This is a genomic window from Flavobacterium saccharophilum, assembly GCF_900142735.1.
In the GTDB taxonomy this organism is placed as follows: domain Bacteria; phylum Bacteroidota; class Bacteroidia; order Flavobacteriales; family Flavobacteriaceae; genus Flavobacterium; species Flavobacterium saccharophilum.
Genome location: NZ_FRBY01000004.1, coordinates 303,815 through 324,530 on the forward strand (window position 1 = coordinate 303,815; position 20,716 = coordinate 324,530).

General features: G+C 33.8%; 14 protein-coding genes. 11 read left to right on the forward strand and 3 right to left on the reverse strand.

The annotated features are described in order from the left end of the window. Nucleotides 1-160: 160 nt before the first annotated feature. Together BUA98_RS14515 and BUA98_RS14520 are read right to left on the reverse strand one after the other, a co-directional pair. Nucleotides 161-475 carry a hypothetical protein gene (locus BUA98_RS14515; RefSeq protein WP_072973695.1) on the reverse strand — a complete coding sequence of 105 codons (315 nt, stop codon included), beginning with the start codon at nt 473-475 and terminating at the stop codon, nt 161-163. Between the two features lie 1,135 nt (nt 476-1,610). Beyond that, on the reverse strand, nt 1,611-2,504 hold the full coding sequence (locus BUA98_RS14520; protein ID WP_086065329.1) for an alpha/beta hydrolase: 894 nt from the start codon (nt 2,502-2,504) through the stop codon (nt 1,611-1,613). Nucleotides 2,505-2,989: 485 nt separating this feature from the next. Here BUA98_RS14520 and BUA98_RS14525 point away from each other — a divergent pair, with 485 nt between their 5' ends. The 8 genes from BUA98_RS14525 to BUA98_RS14560 all read left to right on the forward strand — a co-directional run bounded on the left by BUA98_RS14525 (nt 2,990) and on the right by BUA98_RS14560 (nt 12,871). Next, nucleotides 2,990-4,459 (forward strand): MFS transporter, encoded by a 1,470-nt coding sequence (locus tag BUA98_RS14525; protein ID WP_072973697.1) that lies wholly within the window; start codon nt 2,990-2,992, stop codon nt 4,457-4,459. A gap of 191 nt (nt 4,460-4,650) precedes the next feature. Further along, nucleotides 4,651-5,487, forward strand: a complete 837-nt coding sequence (gene kduI / locus BUA98_RS14530; protein ID WP_086065331.1) for a 5-dehydro-4-deoxy-D-glucuronate isomerase — start codon at nt 4,651-4,653, stop codon at nt 5,485-5,487. Between the two features lie 5 nt (nt 5,488-5,492). Beyond that, nucleotides 5,493-6,284 (forward strand): gluconate 5-dehydrogenase, encoded by a 792-nt coding sequence (locus BUA98_RS14535; protein WP_072973699.1) that lies wholly within the window; start codon nt 5,493-5,495, stop codon nt 6,282-6,284. 18 nt (nt 6,285-6,302) lie between these two features. After that, nucleotides 6,303-7,709: a glucuronate isomerase gene (gene uxaC, locus BUA98_RS14540; RefSeq protein ID WP_072973700.1), complete on the forward strand. Its 1,407-nt coding sequence runs from the start codon at nt 6,303-6,305 to the stop codon at nt 7,707-7,709. A 105-nt stretch (nt 7,710-7,814) separates the two neighbouring features. Beyond that, nucleotides 7,815-8,837: a sugar kinase gene (locus tag BUA98_RS14545; protein WP_072973701.1), complete on the forward strand. Its 1,023-nt coding sequence runs from the start codon at nt 7,815-7,817 to the stop codon at nt 8,835-8,837. Between the two features lie 11 nt (nt 8,838-8,848). Further along, nucleotides 8,849-9,517, forward strand: a complete 669-nt coding sequence (locus BUA98_RS14550; RefSeq protein ID WP_072973702.1) for a bifunctional 4-hydroxy-2-oxoglutarate aldolase/2-dehydro-3-deoxy-phosphogluconate aldolase — start codon at nt 8,849-8,851, stop codon at nt 9,515-9,517. Nucleotides 9,518-9,741: 224 nt separating this feature from the next. Further along, nucleotides 9,742-11,184, forward strand: a complete 1,443-nt coding sequence (locus BUA98_RS14555; protein WP_072973703.1) for a tagaturonate reductase — start codon at nt 9,742-9,744, stop codon at nt 11,182-11,184. Nucleotides 11,185-11,257: 73 nt separating this feature from the next. Continuing rightward, nucleotides 11,258-12,871, forward strand: coding sequence for a UxaA family hydrolase (locus BUA98_RS14560; RefSeq protein ID WP_072973704.1), 1,614 nt, complete (start codon nt 11,258-11,260; stop codon nt 12,869-12,871). Nucleotides 12,872-13,003: 132 nt separating this feature from the next. Here the strand turns inward: BUA98_RS14560 and BUA98_RS14565 are convergent, their stop codons facing one another. Continuing rightward, nucleotides 13,004-14,032, reverse strand: coding sequence for a LacI family DNA-binding transcriptional regulator (locus BUA98_RS14565; RefSeq protein WP_072973705.1), 1,029 nt, complete (start codon nt 14,030-14,032; stop codon nt 13,004-13,006). A 289-nt stretch (nt 14,033-14,321) separates the two neighbouring features. Here BUA98_RS14565 and BUA98_RS14570 point away from each other — a divergent pair, with 289 nt between their 5' ends. Genes BUA98_RS14570 through BUA98_RS14580 form a run of 3 tightly spaced genes read left to right on the forward strand, consistent with a single transcriptional unit; the run spans nt 14,322 to nt 20,628 of the window. Further along, on the forward strand, nt 14,322-15,761 hold the full coding sequence (locus tag BUA98_RS14570; RefSeq protein WP_072973706.1) for a glycoside hydrolase family 28 protein: 1,440 nt from the start codon (nt 14,322-14,324) through the stop codon (nt 15,759-15,761). 38 nt (nt 15,762-15,799) lie between these two features. Continuing rightward, nucleotides 15,800-18,931, forward strand: coding sequence for a SusC/RagA family TonB-linked outer membrane protein (locus BUA98_RS14575; protein WP_072973708.1), 3,132 nt, complete (start codon nt 15,800-15,802; stop codon nt 18,929-18,931). Nucleotides 18,932-18,942: 11 nt separating this feature from the next. Beyond that, a complete protein-coding gene (locus tag BUA98_RS14580; protein WP_072973710.1) occupies nt 18,943-20,628 on the forward strand; it encodes a RagB/SusD family nutrient uptake outer membrane protein in 1,686 nt (561 codons plus the stop codon). Nucleotides 20,629-20,716 lie beyond the last annotated feature (88 nt).

Here is a 20,716-nt window from a genome sequence, read left to right on the forward strand (position 1 = left end):
AGTTTATTGCGTTCAAAAGCAGTGCCTTGTTTGTAAGGCGTTGATTTATAACGATTTTTTGAAAAAAGGGCAATAGTGATTTTAACGATATATCGTCAATGGTTAGGCGATCTTCGTAAAAGTTTTAATAAAAAGGCATTGATGAGAAAAATTTGGGTACCTAAATTTTTCCTTTAAGATGTAATCTGTGTTGTATTTCTGATTTTAATAAACCGCTTCCTCCGCCAAAATGCTCAATTACTTCGACATCGGGTTGCTGTTTTAAACAAAAAGAAGTAAATTCTTTTTCGACATGATCTTCGATTCCGGAACTCAGCAGAACGATGTCTATTTTGTTGTTTAGAAAATATTCCTGAGCAGCATTTTCATCACTGAAGCCTACTGCATTCCAGTCTTCGTAAGCATTCACCAGGCGAAGTAAAATCTCCAGTATTGGTTCGTTTTTTCCGAGTATTAAGAATTCAAATATTTTCATTTTTTTAGTTTCTAAGTTTCTAAGCTACTAAGCAGCTAAGTTTTTCAGTTAACAGAACTTCTAATTTACTTTACAAATGTATTTCATAATTTCTAAGTTGAACTTAATCTAGAATAAGAAAGATTCTGAGTTTCTAAGATCCTAAGTTTCTAAGTTTTTATCTTAGCTTTAAACAGAGTTTCAAATTTACTTTACAAATTTATTGTGTAAAATCTCTTTTCAGCTTAATCTAGAATAAGAAAGATTCTGAGTTTCTAAGATCCTAAGTTTCTAAGTTTTTATCTTAGCTTTAAACAGAGTTTCAATTTACTTTACAAATTTATTGTGTAAAATCTTTTTTCAGCTTAATCTAGAATAAGAAAGATTCTGAGTTTCTAAGTTTTTATCTTAGCTTTAAACAGAGTTTCAAATTTACTTTACAAATTTATTGTGTAAAATCTCTTTTCAGCTTAATCTAGAATAAGAAAGATTCTGAGTTTCTAAGATCCTAAGTTTCTAAGTTTTTATCTTAGCTTTAAACAGAGTTTCAAATTTACTTTACAAATTTATTGTGTAAAATCTCTTTTCAACTTAATCTAGAATAAGAAAGATTTTGGTTGCTAAAATTATAAGTTTTTTAGTTAATTGTACTATTAATCCTATCGAGTTAGTGCCTTACGATTTTAGCAACTTTTATTTTAATATTAAACAAATGTTAAATGTGAAAAAAAGGTGAGAAAATGAGGAAAACCGTAAGTTTTTCTTGAAAGTTGCTTGTAGTTTTGCGCTGTAGAAGATCAAAAAATATACTGCTTTGCCTTTTTTAAAAGTATATGATCTTCTTAAAACTGTTTTTGGAGAAACATTTTTTTAAATGAAAATTTGACGATTTACTTTACGTGAATTCATTGTGTAAATTTGCAAGACATACAATAAAGTCAAAATTTTTATAGGGTTTTTAGATTTGGTTACACGTTAGCCAAGTTTAAAAACCCTTTTTTAATTTTACAATTTATGAAATTTAAACCTAACCGCAAGGAGCGCTAAGATTTACGCAATGAACGCAATGTTATTAAAATCTTTAAGCTTTGATTTGCGTCGCACCGATTAAAAACGATTGGCTATGTTTAAACAGATTGATTGAATAAGGTCAATATTACAATCCATGAGCTTTAAGCCATTCTTCACAATCTCTGGTCCAGAATTTACTGGTGTCCTGTAAGCCAAGACCAAAACCGTGACCTCCTTTTTCATATAAATGTAACTCAGATGTAACTCCGTTTTTTTTGAGTGCCAAATAATAATTGATGCTATTTTCTGGTAATACAACAGTATCATCTGTGGTATGAATAATGAAAGCGGGAGGAGTTTGGGCGGTTACCATTTTTTCATTTGAAAATGAATCGATCAAAGTCTGTGACGGATTATTGCCTAGTAAATTTGTTTGTGAACCTTTGTGTGTTATATCATTCTCCATCGAAATAACAGGGTAGATCAGAAGCGAAAAATCCGGACGTGCGCTTATTTTAGATGAAGTTTCATATACTCTCTCATCATAATGAGTGGATAGTGTAGAGGCTAAATGTCCGCCTGCAGAGAATCCCATAATACCAATTTTATTCGGATCGATATTCCATTTTGCAGCGTTTAAACGTACAATACGCATGGCTTCCTGCGCATCTTGCAAGGGGCCAACGGTTTTGTTTGTCATGATTAAATCACTTGGTAATCTGTATTTTAAAACAAAAGCTACAATTCCTTTGCTATTAAGCCATTCTGCAACTTTAGTTCCTTCTTTGTCATAGGCCAAATGAGAATATCCACCCCCTGGAAGAATAATAACAGCCGTTTGATTTTGTTTAATCTCTTTTGTGAAAAAAATACTTAACGTAGGTATCGAAACCTGACTTGTACTCTCTAGTTTTCCATCTTTTAAATTTTCTTTTTCTTTATAATCAGGAGCCTTAATTTCTTGAGGAATCGTTTTCCAGAGCGGAATTACCTGGTTTTGCGCTTGTGATTGATTTGCGATTCCGAAGAATAGAATCATACTTAAAAAAGATTTTACTGTTATGAGTTGTTTTGGATTTTTCAATTTTTGATACGTTTAGTTTTTAATTAATTTATATGGAAGACTTTCAAATTTATATTTTTTTATTGAATCCTCAACCTGAATTAATTAATAAGGCATCTTTTTTTGAATAGGAATACTGGATGTTATTGGCTTAAAAAAGATTGATTTCAGGACAATTGGCACCTGTAAAACGGACAAATTTCGCATATACCTATTTAACATATATATTGTTTAATGTGTAATTTTGAGTTCTTTTTTTTACGTGAAGTGTTAATTTAGCGTAATAAAATAATTTTTTATATAATTTATTTGTATTATTAAGATTTAAAAGTATATTTGTGCAATCGATTACATTATTTATTTTTTATTGCACTAAACGATTGATTTTGAAGTTCTGAATTGAATTAAATCGAATAACCAAAAAACACCAAAAAATATAAATTAGAATAAAACCATTTACCATGAATCAAACAAATGAAATTTCTATTGGACAAACTAGTAAATCAACAGGAAGATATCGTTGGAGTATATGTGGATTGTTGTTTTTTGCAACTACCATCAACTACTTAGACAGACAAGTTCTTTCTTTGACATGGAATGATTTTATTGCACCAGAGTTTCATTGGACTAATAATACATACGGAAATATTACAGCTTGGTTTTCTATTTTTTATGCTGTTTCTCTGTTGTTTGCAGGGAGATTTGTAGATTGGCTAGATACTAAAAAAGGATTTTTGTGGGCCATTGGTATTTGGTCTTTTGGCGCTTGTCTGCACGCATTTTGCGGTATTGCAACATCTGGAATTATCACAGGAAATTGGTTTGTTGGTTTTGCGGGAGCACAGGAAATAATTAAAAATGTGAATAATACCGGAATGGTTATTAATGTAAGTATGTACTTATTCATTTTAGCTCGTTTCGTTTTAGCAGTTGGGGAGGCAGGAAATTTTCCAGCGGCAATAAAAACTACAGCCGAATATTTTCCTAAAAAAGACAGGGCTTTTTCAACTAGTATTTTTAATGCAGGTGCGACTGTTGGTGCGTTGGCAGCTCCAATTTCTATTCCGTTTATTGCCAAATCCTTTGGATGGGAAATGGCGTTTATTATTATTGGCGCTTTAGGTTTTATTTGGATGGGATTTTGGGTTTTTATGTACGATAAACCGGAAAGACATCCCAAAGTTAGTGCTGATGAATTGGCATACATTCAACAAGATGATATTGCAGATAGTAAATTAGTTGGATATGTTCCTGAAACAACAACAAAAGTATCTTTTGCTGATTGTTTTAAATACAAGCAAACTTGGGCTTTTGCTTTCGGAAAATTCATGACAGATGGTGTATGGTGGTTCTTTTTATTCTGGACTCCCGCTTATTTAAGCTCGGTATACAAAATGGATTCTACTCAGGCTGCTTTGCCATTATTTGTTTTATATCTGATTACTTTACTTTCAATCATTGGAGGTTGGCTGCCTACTTATTTTGTTGAAAAGAAGGGAATGAACCCTTATGAAGGCAGAATGAGAGCAATGTTGATTTTTGCATTTTTCCCTTTAGTAGCTTTATTAGCACAACCTTTAGGGTATATAAGTTATTGGATTCCAATAGTTACGATTGGTATTGCTCTTGCGGCTCACCAATCGTGGTCGGCAAATATTTTTACTACGGTGGGCGATATGTTTCCTAAAAAAGCAATTGCAACTATTACCGGAATTGGAGGCCTGGCGGGCGGAATTGGTTCTACAATAATTAACAAAGGTTCGGGAGTACTATTTGATCATGCAAAAGAAACTAATATGGTTTTTATGGGCTTTAAAGGAATTGAAGCAGGATATTTTATCATTTTTTCAATTTGTGCGATTTGTTACTTAACTGGTTGGATTGTAATGAAAACACTAGTTCCTAAATACAGCCCGATTACAAATCTTTAAATGAATTCTCATTTGTTAATACTAATTAATTAATTTTAAGTTAGTTAAGTTTTTTTTTGTTATCCATTGCGATTTATTTATAGGAAAAAAACGATTAGTTTAAAATCAAAATAAGTAAATTTTCATTTGGATTATGATATTTGAAGATAAAAATATAATTTTGTGCAATCGATTACATTAAATTAAAAATTATGACAAAATACAGTTCAAGATACGCATCAAGCCCTGAAGCAGTAAAACAATATGATACACAACAACTAAGAAATGAATTCTTGATTGATGACCTAATGCAGGAGAACGAAATCGTATTGACGTATTCTCATTATGATCGATACATTGCGGGTTCTGCTGTTCCTGTTAAAGATCTGACTCTGGAAACAATTGATCCTCTTAAGGCGGGTTATTTTTTAGAAAGAAGAGAGATGGGAATTATTAATGTTGGCGGAAGTGGTTCTGTTGTTGTTGAAGGAACATCTTATGAATTAGGTTTTAAAGATGCTTTATATATCGGAAGCGGAAATAAAGAGGTAATTTTTAAAAGTGATGACAGTAAAAATCCGGCTAAATTTTACATAAATTCTGCACCAGCTCATACGCATTATCCTACTGTAAAAGTAAGTTTAGAACAAGCTAATAAATTACAGTTAGGTACAATGGAAACGGCTAATCACCGTACCGTAAATCAAATGATTATTGGTAGTGTGGTTACAACTTGCCAATTGCAAATGGGAATGACAGAATTACGACCAGGAAGTGTTTGGAATACAATGCCGGCACACGTTCACGATCGTAGAATGGAAGTTTATTTCTATTTAGATATTCCGGAAAATCAGGCTGTTTGCCATTTTATGGGACAACCACAAGAAACAAGACATATCTGGATGAACAATCACCAGGCAGTTATTTCTCCGCCTTGGTCTATACACTCTGGTTCAGGAACTAGTAATTATACTTTTATCTGGGGAATGGCCGGTGAGAATTTAGATTATGGAGATATGGATGTTTGTAAAATAACTGATTTAAGATAAGAATCATGACAAATTTGTTTGATATAAAAGGAAAAGTTGCCTTAATCACAGGAAGTACACACGGACTTGGAATGGCGATGGCAAAAGGATTGGGTGAGGTAGGAGCTACAATTGTGGTAAATGGAAACTCTTCTCAGGAAAAAATTGATGCTGCTGTGGCAGAACTTAAAAGTGAAGGCATAAATGCAGTAGGTTATAAGTTTAATGTAACCGATGAGCAGGAAGTTAAAACTGCTGTTGCAAAAATTGAAAGCGAAGTGGGACCAATCGCTATTTTGATTAATAATGCAGGAATCATTAAAAGAATTCCATTAATTGAAATGGAAGTTGCTGATTTTAAAGAGGTAATTGATATTGATTTGGTTTCGCCGTTTATTGTTTCTAAGCATGTTGCAAAAGGAATGATCGAAAGAAGACAAGGAAAAATTATAAACATTTGTTCGATGATGAGCGAATTAGGTCGTAATACAGTTGGTGCTTATGCTGCTGCAAAAGGCGGTTTGAAAATGCTGACTAAAAACATGGCTACGGAATGGGCTAAATACAATGTTCAAATCAACGGAATCGGACCGGGTTATTTTGCTACTGAACAAACAAAACCAATCAGAGTTGACGGACATCCTTTTAACGATTTCATCATCAGTAGAACTCCGGCTGCAAAATGGGGAGATCCAAGTGATTTGGCGGGAGCTGCTATCTTTTTATCTTCTAAGGCAAGTGATTTTGTCAATGGTCATATTTTATATGTTGATGGCGGAATTTTAGCAACTATCGGTAAACCATCAAACGAAGAATAATTCTCAATTATAAAAGAAATGAGCTCAAATAAAACATTCATAAACGACAATTTTTTACTTGAAAATAAATACGCTGAAGAGTTATATCACAATTACTCAAAACATCAGCCTATCATAGATTACCACAATCACTTAAACCCACAGTTTATTGCTGAAGATAAGATTTTTGACAATATCACTCAGGTATGGATTAATGGTGATCATTACAAATGGCGTGCAATGCGTACGTTGGGAATTAATGAGCAATTTGTTACCGGAAATGGTTCTGATAAAGATAAGTTCTTAAATTGGGGAAAAACGGTTCCATACACGATGCGTAATCCGTTATACCACTGGACACACTTAGAGTTGGCTCGTTATTTTGATATTTATGATTTATTGAATGAAAAATCAGCTGAGAAAATATATATAGAAACTTCTGAGAAAATAAAATCAGAAGCCTACAGCACACAAAACTTACTTAAAAAGGTAAACGCTGAATTAGTTTGTACTACAGAAGACCCAATTGATACTTTAGAGTTTCACCAGAAACTGTCAAAGAATCCAATTGGAACAAAAATGAGTACTGCTTTCAGACCAGATAAAGCTATTCTTATTTCAAATGATGGCTATAACGCATATCTGGATACTTTAGGCGATGTAGCTGGTATTGCTATTAATACTTATGCTGATTTGCGTGATGCTTTGAGAAAAAGAATTGAATTCTTCGCTCAAAACGGATGTAAGTTAAGTGATCACGGTTTGGATCAAATTTATTTTGAAAACTTTACAGAAGCTGAAGTGGCATCCATTTTCAAAAAGAAAAGAGAAAATCAAACCATAACTACGGAAGAAGCCTTGAAATTCCAAAGTGCGATTTTGTTGTTCTTGTGTGAAACGTATCATGAATTGGGTTGGGTTCAGCAATTTCACTTAGGGGCTTTAAGAAACAATAATACCCGTATGCATAGAATTTTAGGTCCGGATACAGGTTGGGATTCTATCGGTGATTATCCGCAGGCACAAAAACTATCTTCTTTCTTAAATGCATTAGATAGTAAAGATAAATTGACAAAAACAATTATTTATAACCTGAACCCAGCTGATAACGAAGTTATGGCTACAATGATTGGAAACTTCAATGACGGAAGCGTTAAAGGAAAAGTACAATTAGGTTCAGGATGGTGGTTTTTAGATCAGAAAGATGGAATGACAAAACAATTAAATGCCCTTTCAAACATGGGATTAATTAGCTGTTTCGTTGGAATGCTGACCGATTCAAGAAGCTTTTTATCTTTCCCAAGACACGAATATTTTAGACGTATTCTTTGTAATCTTTTAGGAGATGAAATTCAAAGAGGAGAATTGCCAGCTGATATGGAATGGATTGGAAAACTGGTTTCTGATATTTCGTATAATAATGCAAAAGAGTATTTCAAGTTTTAATTGAGAATATAGAATATAGATTATAGAAAATAGAAGAAAGAGGCAAGAAGAAAGATTTTCTATAGTTTGATTAATAAAGCTTTACTGGTAAAATAATATAATAATATGAGTAAAATAGTTGCATTCGGTGAAATTATGTTGCGTCTTTCTACAGAACGACACCTGCGTTTCGCACAATCTACAGCATTTGGAGCTACTTATGGTGGCGGTGAATTTAATGTTTGTGTGTCGTTGGCAAATTATGGCTTAAATGCAGAGTTTGTAACAAGATTGCCTGAAAACGAAATTGGCGGATCTGCGTTGAGAGAAATGCGAAAAATGAATGTGGAATCTAAAAATATCATTTTTGGAGGAGAACGTTTAGGAATCTATTTTCTTGAAACTGGCGCCGGAACCAGAGGAAGTAATGTGGTATATGATCGTGCACACAGCTCGATGGCAACTATTGAAAAAGGATTTATTGACTGGGAAAAAGTATTAGAAGGTGCTACCTGGTTTCACTGGAGTGGAATTACACCTGCCATTTCTCAAAGTGCTGCAGAAGCTTGTTTGGAAGCTATTAAAGTGGCGCACAAAATGGGAATTAAGATTTCCTGCGATTTAAATTACAGATCAAAATTATGGCAATATGGTAAAACGCCAAGCGAGGTGATGCCAGAAATGCTGCAATATAGCAACGTTATTTTAGGTGATATTGATACTGCCTATTTTATGTTGGGAATTCCGAAAGTGAATCCAAATTATCAGGATGAAAAATCGCTTCCTGTTTTATACACGAAGCTGTTTGATTTGATTCCGAATTTAAAAACAGTAGCAACGACTTTACGTTATTCTGTAAGTGCTTCACACCAACGAATTGGAGGAGTTTTATTTAACGGAAGGGCCATTTATCATGCTGCCGTAAAAGAAGTAACACCTGTTGTAGACAGGGTAGGAAGTGGAGATGCCTTTATGGGAGGATTGATTTACGGATTGTCGCAATACGAAAATGACAATCAAAAAGCATTAGATTTTGCAGTGGCAGCTTGTTGCTTAAAACATACTATTGCAGGAGATTATAATTTAGTGACCTTAAAAGAAGTTGAAAATATGCTTGGTGGTGATTCAGCCGGATTAGTATCAAGATAAAAAATAAAAAAATGGCAAAATATTCAAGAATTGAAGTAGCGCAGCAAATGAAAGATAACGGGATGGTACCGTTGTTTTTTCATTCCGATATCGAAGTAAGCAAAAAAGTTTTAAAAGCCTGTTATGATGGTGGTTCACGATTAATGGAGTTTACCAGCAGAGGAGATTTTGCTCACGAAGTTTTTGGAGCTTTAAACAAATATGCTTTGGCTGAATTGCCGGGGATGATGTTAGGAGTTGGTTCGATTACGGATGCCGCGTCGGCCTCTTTATATATGAGTTTAGGTGCTAATTTTATAGTAACACCGGTTTTTAGGGAAGATATTGCGATTGCCTGTAACCGTCGTAAAGTATTGTGGTCGCCAGGCTGCGGAACACTTACTGAGATTGCAAGAGCAGAAGAATTAGGTTGCGAAATTGTAAAATTATTTCCTGCTGATATTTATGGACCAGAGTTCATAAAAGCAATAAAAGGACCATGTCCGTGGACGAACATTATGCCAACCGGTGGTGTTTACCCAACTGTTGAAAGTTTGTCTTCATGGTTGAATGCCGGAGCAACTTGTGTGGGTCTTGGTTCACAATTAATTTCGAAAGATATATTAGATAACAATGACTTTGACGGCTTAAAAAATAAAGTAAGTCAGGTTTTGGATATCATCAAAAATATTAGAAAATAAATAAGGAGTAATCATACCGATTCCTTATTTGGATTGCAGTTTTTTTTAGATTTTAACGTTTTTTGTAATTGAGCATTACGCTTGCTAAATACAGTTTGTCACTCCTCACAGCAAATTGTATTTTACTCTTACAAGTGTAATGTTTCTTTTACAATTAGAAAAGACTTCTTATAAAATTAATAAGGTATTTAGCGTGGTTATTTATAACACTTTAATGGATTAAAATGAAACAGTTAAACAGAAAAAATAAAGGATTAGAAAAATTACAGCCAATTAAAGTAGTTCAGTTTGGAGAAGGAAATTTTTTAAGAGCTTTTGTTGATTACGCTTTTTACAGATTAAATAAAGAAGTTGATTTTAATGCCGGTATTGCAATGGTTCAGCCTTTGAAAGATGGTATGGTACACCTGATTAATGAGCAGGACGGTCTTTATACTTTGTTTATGAACGGTATCAAAAAAGGTGAAAAAATACAAGATATTGAGTTGATCACTAACATTGTAAAAGCAATAAATCCATATACTGAATTTGCTGATTATTTAGCTTTAGCCAAAGAAGAAGAACTTCAATTTATTGTTTCAAATACTACCGAAGCCGGAATTGAATTTATCGAAAGTGATACTCCGGATATGCAGCCGCCAGTTTCATTTCCTGCAAAGCTGACTGTTTTATTATATGAAAGATTCAAACATTTTAATGGAGATGCTTCTAAAGCAGTAACTATCATTCCTTGTGAATTGATTGATTATAACTCAGAAACGCTAAAAAAATATATTTTACAATATGTTGATTTATGGAAATTAGAGGATGCATTTAAAACTTGGGTATCAGATGCGTGTACGTATCACAGTACTTTGGTTGACAGAATTGTTCCTGGTTATCCAAGAGCTGAAATTGAAGAATACAATAATAAATTAGATTATCAGGACAATTTAATTGTTGCGGCTGAACCTTTCTTTCTTTGGGCTATTGAAGGTGGTGATGCTTTAAAAGCAAAATTACCTTTTCATAAAACAGATTTGAATGTAAAAATCGTTGATGATATACGTCCTTTCAAAATGATTAAAGTTCGTATTCTAAACGGTGCACACACGGCAATGGTTCCTTTTTCACTTTTGTACGGTAACAAATTAGTAATGGAAACTGTTAATGGAGAGTTTACTGGAAAATTTGTAAACAACGTTATTAGCGAAATTAGTGAAACGCTTGATATGGATAAAAATGAAATTACAGCCTATTCTGAGGAAGTAATGGACAGATTTAAAAATCCGTTTATCAAACATGCGCTTGCTGATATTGCATTAAATTCTATCTCAAAATTCAAAGTAAGAGTTTTACCTAGTTTATTAGGATATTATAATACTAACAAAAAATTGCCAGTTAATTTGACTTTTTCATTAGCGAGTTTAATTCAATTCTATAAAGGAACCTGGAATAATGAAGCGTTACCTGTAAAAGATTCTCCAGAGATAGTTGAAGCATTTAAAAGCGCCTGGCAATTAGGATCTGTAGATTTAGTTGTAGCTAATGTATTGCCTAATACTGAATTCTGGGGAGAAGATTTAACTAAAGTACAAGGTTTGTCAGAAGCTCTAGTAGTGGCCTTAAATGAAATTGATAAAAACGGAATAGAACAAGGATTTGCTAATTTCAGCAAACAATATTAATTGGAATACTTTCTAATATTCTAAGTTCTAAATTTTTGGGACACATCTTAGCAACTTAAAAAAAAAAGCGATCATGCAAAAAAAATTAATAAAAGTAAACTCAGCAGATAACGTAATTGTTGCTTTAACCGATTTGGTACAAAACGAACAAATTATATTTGAAGGAACTACCGTCTCACCAACAACTGATGTTAAAGCAAAACATAAAATCGCAGAGAAAGATTTTACAATTGGTAATGATATTATAATGTATGGCGTTTTGGTAGGAAAAGCTGCTAAACCTATAAAAAAAGGAGAAGTAATTACTACCGAAAATGTAAAACATCAAAGTGAAAAAGTTTTTGGTAAAAACGGAAATTTAGGTTGGACTCCACCAAATGTAGATCGTTGGAAAGATAAAACTTTTAACGGATACCACCGTACTGATGGACAAGTTGGGACCAAAAACGTTTGGTTATTTTTTCCATTGGTTTTTTGTGAAAACAAAAATATAGAAAAACTTAAAGATATTTTCGAAAACGAATTAATGCCCAAAAAAGAAGTTTCTTATAAAAATTTGTTACGTTCTTTAATTGAAGAAAAAAGCATAGAAGAAGTTTCTGATAAAAATTTAAATGAAAATCTTTTAGATAATATCGAAGTAAAATTCATCAATCATCAAGGTGGTTGTGGTGGGATTCGACAAGATTCTGAATTGTTGGCAAAACTGCTTGCAGGATATGTGAATAACCCAAATGTTGCAGGGGCTACTGTTTTAAGTTTGGGTTGCCAAAATTTGCAAGTAGATATTTTAAAGAAGGCATTGAATGAAATGAGTCCGAATAGTGATAAAGAAATTTTGATCTATGAACAACAACAAATTGGAACTACTGATCAAATGTTTCAAATGGTGATTAAAGATTCTTATGAAGCCATTAAAAGAGCAAACAAAATTGAACGCAAACCTGCTCCTCTTTCAAAGCTAAGTATTGGTTTAGAATGTGGAGGGTCCGACGGATTTTCAGGAATTTCTGCTAATCCAGCATTAGGAATTGTTTCAGATATTTTTGCAGCTTTGGGAGGGAAAACAATTTTGGCAGAGTTTCCAGAATTATGTGGTGTTGAGCAAGAATTGATGAACCGATGTGTGGACGAAGAAAAAGCAGATAAGTTTTTAACTTTAATGAAAGCTTTTGAAAAATCAGTTGTAGATGCAGGTTCAGGGTTTGATATGAACCCATCTCCAGGAAACATCAAAGACGGATTAATTACAGATGCCATGAAATCTGCTGGCGCAGCTAAAAAAGGTGGAACTTCACCTATTGTAGATGTTTTAGACTACGGCGAATATATTTCAAAACCAGGTTTAAATCTTCTAAATACGCCAGGAAATGACGCCGAATGTACCACAGGATTGGTTGGAGCGGGAGCAACAGTTGTTTTGTTTACAACAGGTTTAGGAAATCCGATGGGAAATCCGATTGCACCCGTTGTGAAAATTTCTTCGAACACGGCATTAATTAATAGAATGTCTGATATTATCGATGTAAATGCTGGAACTGTGATTACTGGTGAAAAAACAATTACCGAAGTTGGAGCAGAAATCGTAGATTACATTATAGAATTGGCTAGCGGAAACGTGGAAACAAAAGCAGACCAGTTGAAACAAGATGTATTTATTCCTTGGAAAAGAGGAGTTTCTTTATAGTTTTTTTTACCGTTTAAGTGATATAAGGTCATATTATTCAATATTAAAAGGCAGCTCATTTAAGGGCTGCCTTTTTTAAACTATAGCCTATAATTAAATAAACTTAGTATGACTTATAATGGTGGAAAAAAATTAAGATGTTGTTCTGGACGAAGACTTACGGATGTGTAATTCCGGTGCAAGGACTACCTTTTTTTCAATTTTGATGGTATCTGTTTTGTCTACCTGTTCAAGGAAAACGCGAGCTGACATTTTTCCCATTTCAAGCGGAGACTGATCTACAGACGTAATCGATAATTCCATGAATTTGGTAAAAGGCTCATTACTGAATCCAGCGACACAAAATTCTTTCGGAATACTGATGTTTTTTTCTTTTAATTCCTGAATCGCTCCTAAGGCAGCAAAATCGCTCGACGAGAATATCGCGTCTGGGGGAGTTTCTAGCTGTAATAAAGTCTCAACGGCATTTTTTCCCGCTTCTACACTACTTTTTACAGGAACTACGTATTCTTCCTTAAATAGCATTCCGTTATCCAATAAGGCTTGTTTGTAACCCAAAAACCTGTTTTTGAAAATTTCAAGTGATTGATCTCCTGATAGATGTGCAATACATCTGCAGCCTTCGCTTATTAAGTGTTTTGTAGCAATGTAACCACCTTTAAAATCATTGATTGTTACAGAGCTTACACCGTCAATATGTTTACTCCTGTCAAAAAAGATAAGTGGGACATTTTTTTCTAAAACATTGCGAAAAGCGGCATCATTCTCAGTACTTACAGCTGTTACAGACATTAGAATCCCGTCAACTTGGGCATCAATTAATGTGTATAGGTTTTCACTTTCTCGTTTAAGATCTTCATGAGTTTGACATATAATGACCTGATAGCCATGAGGCTGTAATTCTTCTTCTATGCCGCGGATAACCGAAGCGAAAAAATTACTGTCAATACGAGGAACAATAACACCTATGTTATTACTTCGACCACTTTTTAATGCTAAAGCAAGTTTGTTTTGCTTATAGTTCATCGATGCAGCGGTTTTAATTACCAGGTCACGTGTGCTCTCTTTTATTTTAGGATTATTGTTTAGAGCCCTTGAAACTGTTGCTGCTGTGATATTCAATTTTTTGGCAATATCATAAATGGTTATTTTCTCGCTCATTCAAAAATATTTTTTTGATTTATTTATAGACAAAAGTACATTTTTTTTATATAATCTAACATATATTGTTATCGATTACCTTAATTTAAAAACTAAATCGTTTTCAACTCTACAATGATAATAAATTATGTCTTTTTTTACACAAAATGTAATTAAAAATACTAATAAAAATTAAATATATAAATTTTTTCTAAATTAATTTGGTGCATCCAATGTATTTTTCTACTTTCGTGTAATCGATTACATGATTGTTGATCTTTATTTATAAAAAATATAAAATATAACGTAAATGGTTACAAGTAAGGCTTTACTGTTAAAATCAATCGTGCTTTTTAGTGCTGTTGTTGTTTTGGTTTTATCTTGTGGTAAGCAGGTTTCTGTTGTTTCTGATACTAATCCTTGGGAAAAAATGGATTTGATCATAAAAAGTATTCCTGAAACTCACTTTTTAAACAAAGATTATAATGTAAATGATTTTGGTGCTATAGCTGATGGAAAAACATTGAATACGGCGGCAATTGACAAAGCAATTAAAACATGTAATGCTAATGGGGGTGGTAGAGTAATTATTCCAAACGGAAAATTTCTTACGGGAGCGATTCATTTAGAAAGCAATGTGAACTTACATTTAGAAGATAAAGCAGAGCTTCTTTTCAGTATAAATCCAAAAGATTATCCTATAGTTCATACGTCATGGGAAGGAACGGAATTGATGAACTATTCACCTCTTATATATGCTAAGAACAAAACGAATGTAGCCATTACCGGAAAAGGAACTCTTAACGGACAGGCTAACACTACAAACTGGTGGATTTGGTCAGGAGGTAAAAGTTACGGATGGCAAAAAGGTATTCCGTCTCAAAATGATCCGAATAACAGAGAAGTATTGGTTGATATGGCCGAAAAAGGCGTACCCATTTCAGAAAGAATTTTTGGCGATGGACGTTATTTACGTCCAGGTTTTGTTGAATTCTTTGAATGTAATACGGTTTTAATTAAAGACTTAACCATAATAAACGCCCCGTTTTGGATTCTGCATCCTTTAAAATCAAATAATATTATTATTGACGGAGTAACAGTAAATAGTCACGGTCCAAATAATGACGGTTGCGATCCTGAATATTCTCAAAACATAATCATTAAAAACTGCACTTTTAATACAGGCGATGACTGCATCGCTATTAAATCTGGCAGAGATGCAGATGGCAGAAGAGTGGCTATACCGAGTAAAAATATTATAGTGCAAAATTGCAAAATGATTGATGGACACGGCGGTGTTGTTATTGGCAGCGAAATTTCTGCGGGAGTAAACAACGTTTTTGTAGAAGATTGCGTAATGGATAGTCCGAATCTGGACAGAGTAATTCGCATTAAAACAAATTCAAAAAGAGGCGGTGTTGTTGAAGATGTTTTTGTCCGCAATATTGAAGTTGGAACAGTAAAGGAATGTGTTTTAAAATTAAACATGTTTTATAATGTGTATGGATCACAGACCGGAAATTTTATACCGGTTATCAGAAATATAAATCTTGAAAATGTAAATGTAAAAAACGGAGGAAAATATAGCGTTTGGGCTGAAGGCTATGAAACATCTCCTGTGGAAAATATTACGCTTAAAAATGTAGTAATTCACAAAGTCGATTCCATTTATAAATTGAAGAATGTAAAAAACATCAATTTTATTAACACTTATATCAATGACAAGAAAGTAGAACCAATTAAAAATTAAAAGAAAAAAACTATCACTTAACCACAATTAACCAAACTATGAAAATTAAAACATTATCAAAGAAAAAAATAAAATACAATCTTGTGTTTTTGTTTTTCCTGAATTTGCTTTGTAGTAATGCAATAAATGCTCAGTCGAGTGTTGTAGAGGGAAAAATTACCGATGCCGCCGGATTATCATTGCCGGGTGTGAACATTCTCGAAAAGGGAACAAAAAACGGAACTTCGACAGATTTTGAAGGGAGTTTTAAATTAAATGTATCAAGTACTAAAGCTATCTTAGTTATTTCATATTTAGGTTTTCAGACACAGGAGGTTAGTGTTGCCGGAAAGTCTAAGGTAAACGTTAGTCTTGCTGAACAATCAAATGCACTTACCGAAGTTGTGGTTGTAGGATATGGTTCTGTAAAGAAAACGGATCTTACTGGTTCTGTAAGCACGATTAATGCTGCAACAATTACAGAAAGAAATACCATCAATCCATTAGAGGCCATTCAGGGAAGTACACCTGGAGTTCAGATTTCATCTAGCTCAGGACGAGCCGGTGATGGATTTAAAGTTGTAATTAGAGGAAACAACTCATTAGTATCAGATTCAAGTAATCCAAAGATGGTAGGTTCAACCCCTTTATATGTAGTTGATGGCGTGCCAATGGATGGAATTGATTTCTTGAATCCACAGGATATTGCCAGAATGGATGTTTTAAAAGATGCTTCTTCTGCAGCTATTTACGGGTCTAGAGGATCAAACGGGGTTATCATTGTAACAACTAAAAGTGGTACTAGCGCTAAAGCTGGTATGAGTGTTACTTTTGATACTTCTTACGGAACTAAAACTGCAGCAAGACTTCCTGAGATGATGAGCGGTGAAGAATGGTGGAAATTTCACCAGGTAGCTTACATGAGTGCAACTCCTTTGACTCAAACACCTGCACAATTAGCAGCACTAGCCGGAAACCAAAGTCCGTTATTAGTGTCAAGAGCAAATAGTGGTTATAATTTTGACTGGTATGATGCGGTGCTTAAACCGGGAATGACTCAAAATAATTATTTAAACGTTTCGGGACGTTCTGATTCAGGGTTAAGCTATAATTTAGGTTTTGGTATGCAAAGTGATGAGGGACTTATTGATAATGACTCAACTGATAAATATTCCTTTAAATTAGGTTTAAATCATAAAATAAATGATAAGTTTTCTACAGGAGCAAATATTACAGTTGCTCGTTTGGATACGGAGTTAGGTAGTGACCTGGCAATGCAGGATGCTTTTAGATTAAGTCCTCTTATGTCACCATGGGCAATTGATGCTGATGGTAATGAGTTAGTTGGAACAAACTTTTTCCTTCCTGGAAAATTAACTTATCCTGATGGTTCATGGGCAATCAATAAAACAAGTACTGTCAACCCTTTGGTAGAGATTGCAAATTCTTCTCAAACAGAAAAAACATGGCAAACAGTTGGAAACGTTTATTTTCAGTACCAACCTATTAAATGGCTATCTTTTAAAACAACTTTTGCTGCCGGAATTAATAATACTAAAAGAGGATCGGCATATGGTGCACAAACTAATAATGGTGTAACATTAAACGGTAAAAATTCATCATCAATAGAAAATTTAGAGAACTTCAATTATACCTGGGATAATCAGATAGATTTAAAACATACTTTTAATGAGGTACATGACTTTAGTGTTTTATTATTGCAAAGTTTGTATTCAAATGTTGATGAAAGCTCTTATTTATATTCCAACAGTCAACCTTTTAACACAGGAACAGATAATATTGGTTCAGGAGTTCAAACAAGCTATGTTGTTAAATCATCTTATGCAAAAAATACACTTAACTCGTATGCAGTGCGTTTGAATTATACTTTTAAAGATAAATATTTATTAACGGCATCTAATAGATGGGATGGTTCGTCAGTATTAGCAGAAGGTGCAAAATGGGAAAGTTTCCCTTCAGTTGCTTTAGGATGGAAAATTAGCAAAGAGGCATTCTTGGCAAATAATTCTATAGTTTCAGATTTGAAATTGAGAGCGAGTTTAGGATATACAGGAAATGACAATGTTGCGCCTTATACATCTCAGGCTTTATTAAATCAACAAACATTTTATGCAAATGGACCTAGTGTAGTTCCAGGCTGGCAATCAGAAACATTGGCAAATCCACTTTTGTCATGGGAAAAAACAAGAGAGATCAACTTGGGTCTTGATTTTGGTTTCTTAGCAAATAGAATTACAGGTAGTGTTGATGTTTATGACAGATTATCAGATGATTTGATTTACAAACAGCAATTACCATCAGAGTCAGGTTGGAAAAATACATATTCAAATGTTGGATCTGTTAGCAATAAAGGTATTGAGGTTTTGTTGACTACTAAAAATATTAAAACAAATATGGTTAGTTGGGAAACGACTTTTACATTTACTAAAAACGTAAATAAATTGGAATCAATTTATAACCAGGATCAGGTAAGTGATATTGGAAATAATTTAATTCTTGGGTCGCCTTTAAATCCTAATTATAATTATGTTTATGATGGTGTTTGGCAAGAGAGCCAGGCAGCAGAAGCAGCTTCATACGGACAAGCTCCGGGACAGGCAAGACCAAAAGATTTAAATGGTGATGGTAAATTTAATCAGGATGACAGAACGGTAATTGGAAATCCAAATCCGGAGTGGCAGGGAAGTTTTTACTCTAAATTAAATGTAGGGCAATTCGATTTCAATTTTTCTGTATTAACAAGTCAGGGGCAAACGGTATTGAGTAGTTTTCACCAGAACTTTACTGATGTAAGCGACAGAGGACGTCAAAAACTGGCAATGGATTATTTCATTCCAACAAACGGAACTGGTATTGAGGCCAATGCAAATACTACAAATCCTCGTCCAGGGCCAGTTGCAACAGGAGCGGGAGCTTATTGGACATCTTTATTTGCTTACTACAGAGATGCATCATACGTAAAAATTAAAAACATATCTTTAGGATACACTTTTAATTCAGAGTTACTTAAAAGAATGAAAATGAGTAATTTAAGAATTTATGTAAATGTTTTAGATCCATTTGTATTTACAGATTTTGACGGATATGATCCGGAATGGGCTGGCTCACCTTTTGGTGTAAACCGTCCGGCTTCTGTGACTACGCAATTGGGACTAAGTGTTAAATTTTAATAAGATATAAAATGAAAAAAATAATATTAATTTTAGGAATAATTGTTACTGTTTTTAGTTCATGTAGTGATTATATAGAAGAAGATAGCAAGTCATATGTACCTGCAGACGAGACTTACAAAACAGCATCAGGTTTTCAGTTATTGGTAAACTCAAACTATGCGTGGCTTAAAGGAATATACGGAGGAAATCCATGGTTGTTTGAATCAGGAACTGATATGTATGCCGAAGGAAGAACTCCTGAACCAGCTGGATTAAGTCAATATACATTATTAATTCCTTCTTCAAGTAATGTTGATGATTTGTACAACTCATGTTATCAGTTAATTCAGTCTGTAAATAAAACGGTTTATTATGCTACAGTTACAGAAAAAACCTCGAATTTAGATATGCTTGTTGGAGAAGCAAGATTTTTAAGAGCTAATGCTTATTTTTTATTGGTTCAAACATATGGTGGGGTTCCAATTGCTAATGAAAATGTAACTACACCGATTTTATCTTTCCAAAGAAATACAGCGGAAGAAGTGTATACTGCTATCATTTCAGACCTTGATGCCGCACTTGCGAGCGTGGGAACCGGAACGTATAGCACAACAGGAAAAGTTAACAAAAGAGCCGTAAATGATTTATTGGCAAAAGTTTACTTAACAAGAGGTTACGAAACTTTTGGTAACGCTGCAGATTTTACAAAAGCGGCTTCTTATGCAGATGCTGCGATTGCAGGACAAGCTTTAAATTTAGCCTCTGATCAGTTGTTTAAACCAGGTAATGATTTAAACGCGGAAACTATTTTCTCTGTACAATACGACAAAACTTCAACAAGTACTGATCCTACAAAATTAGGAAATAGTCAGTTTTATTATTTCAGCTCTTATCTTGGAGGATCTGAAACAGGAGCGCCATTAAGAAGTTACAATTTATGTCCAACTGATTATGCTTTAGGGTTATATGAAAAAGGAGATAAAAGATGGGAAGCTACGTTTATGACAGAAATTTTAGAAGAAACAACAACAGGATCTGATGGAAAGGCTAAAACAGTACTTTACTATCCATATTACAGAAGTACAAATCCGACCGCTTTGAAAGTAAGACACTTTTATGAGCCAAAATGGTTTACTCCAGCTGACAGATTAGCCTGGGAAACGGCAAATGCTTCGAGACTTGCAAAGACGTTTGTTTATCACCCATGGGGAGAGTATTCTGCGGCACATACTCTAATCAAAAATTTGGATTGTTATACTATTCCGGTTAAGAAATTTGATGATCCGGATCCAACGACACCAGCAGGTACTGCAACAAATAATCTTGTAAGTACTAGAGATATCATTGTATCAAGACTTGGAGAAACCTATTTGATAGCTGCCGAGGCTTATTTAAAAGCAGGAATTCCTGCTACAGGTTTAGACCGTTTGAATGAAGTAAGAAGAAGAGCTGGCGTAGCAAATGCAACAATCGGACAGTTTAATATCAATTATATATTGGACGAAAGAGGAAGAGAATTGCTTGGAGAGTACAAACGTTGGTTTGATTTGAAACGTACAGGAACTCTTGTTGAAAGAGCATCAGCACATAATTATAAAATTAAAGCAGCCAACTTTGTTGGTGTTGATGGTAAACTTAAAATTTTAAGACCAATTCCACAAAGTGCTTTAGATTTAAACCAAAATAAAGATTTTCCTCAGAATCCTGGTTATTAGTAATTTGATAATTTTTTGAGAAATTGTTTTTTGAAGAAGTTAAGAAGGAGTTTGGAAAAGTACCAAACTCCTGACTTAACTAATTTCT

Excerpts from the sequence above, each read along its gene's own strand:
- BUA98_RS14515 (WP_072973695.1), bottom strand. The coding sequence starts at position 475 with ATGAAAATATTTGAATTCTTAATACTCGGAAAAAACGAACCAATACTG.
- BUA98_RS14520 (WP_086065329.1), bottom strand. The coding sequence starts at position 2,504 with ATGATTCTATTCTTCGGAATCGCAAATCAATCACAAGCGCAAAACCAG.
- BUA98_RS14525 (WP_072973697.1), top strand. The coding sequence starts at position 2,990 with ATGAATCAAACAAATGAAATTTCTATTGGACAAACTAGTAAATCAACA.
- kduI (WP_086065331.1), top strand. The coding sequence starts at position 4,651 with ATGACAAAATACAGTTCAAGATACGCATCAAGCCCTGAAGCAGTAAAA.
- BUA98_RS14535 (WP_072973699.1), top strand. The coding sequence starts at position 5,493 with ATGACAAATTTGTTTGATATAAAAGGAAAAGTTGCCTTAATCACAGGA.
- uxaC (WP_072973700.1), top strand. The coding sequence starts at position 6,303 with ATGAGCTCAAATAAAACATTCATAAACGACAATTTTTTACTTGAAAAT.
- BUA98_RS14545 (WP_072973701.1), top strand. The coding sequence starts at position 7,815 with ATGAGTAAAATAGTTGCATTCGGTGAAATTATGTTGCGTCTTTCTACA.
- BUA98_RS14550 (WP_072973702.1), top strand. The coding sequence starts at position 8,849 with ATGGCAAAATATTCAAGAATTGAAGTAGCGCAGCAAATGAAAGATAAC.
- BUA98_RS14555 (WP_072973703.1), top strand. The coding sequence starts at position 9,742 with ATGAAACAGTTAAACAGAAAAAATAAAGGATTAGAAAAATTACAGCCA.
- BUA98_RS14560 (WP_072973704.1), top strand. The coding sequence starts at position 11,258 with ATGCAAAAAAAATTAATAAAAGTAAACTCAGCAGATAACGTAATTGTT.
- BUA98_RS14565 (WP_072973705.1), bottom strand. The coding sequence starts at position 14,032 with ATGAGCGAGAAAATAACCATTTATGATATTGCCAAAAAATTGAATATC.
- BUA98_RS14570 (WP_072973706.1), top strand. The coding sequence starts at position 14,322 with ATGGTTACAAGTAAGGCTTTACTGTTAAAATCAATCGTGCTTTTTAGT.
- BUA98_RS14575 (WP_072973708.1), top strand. The coding sequence starts at position 15,800 with ATGAAAATTAAAACATTATCAAAGAAAAAAATAAAATACAATCTTGTG.
- BUA98_RS14580 (WP_072973710.1), top strand. The coding sequence starts at position 18,943 with ATGAAAAAAATAATATTAATTTTAGGAATAATTGTTACTGTTTTTAGT.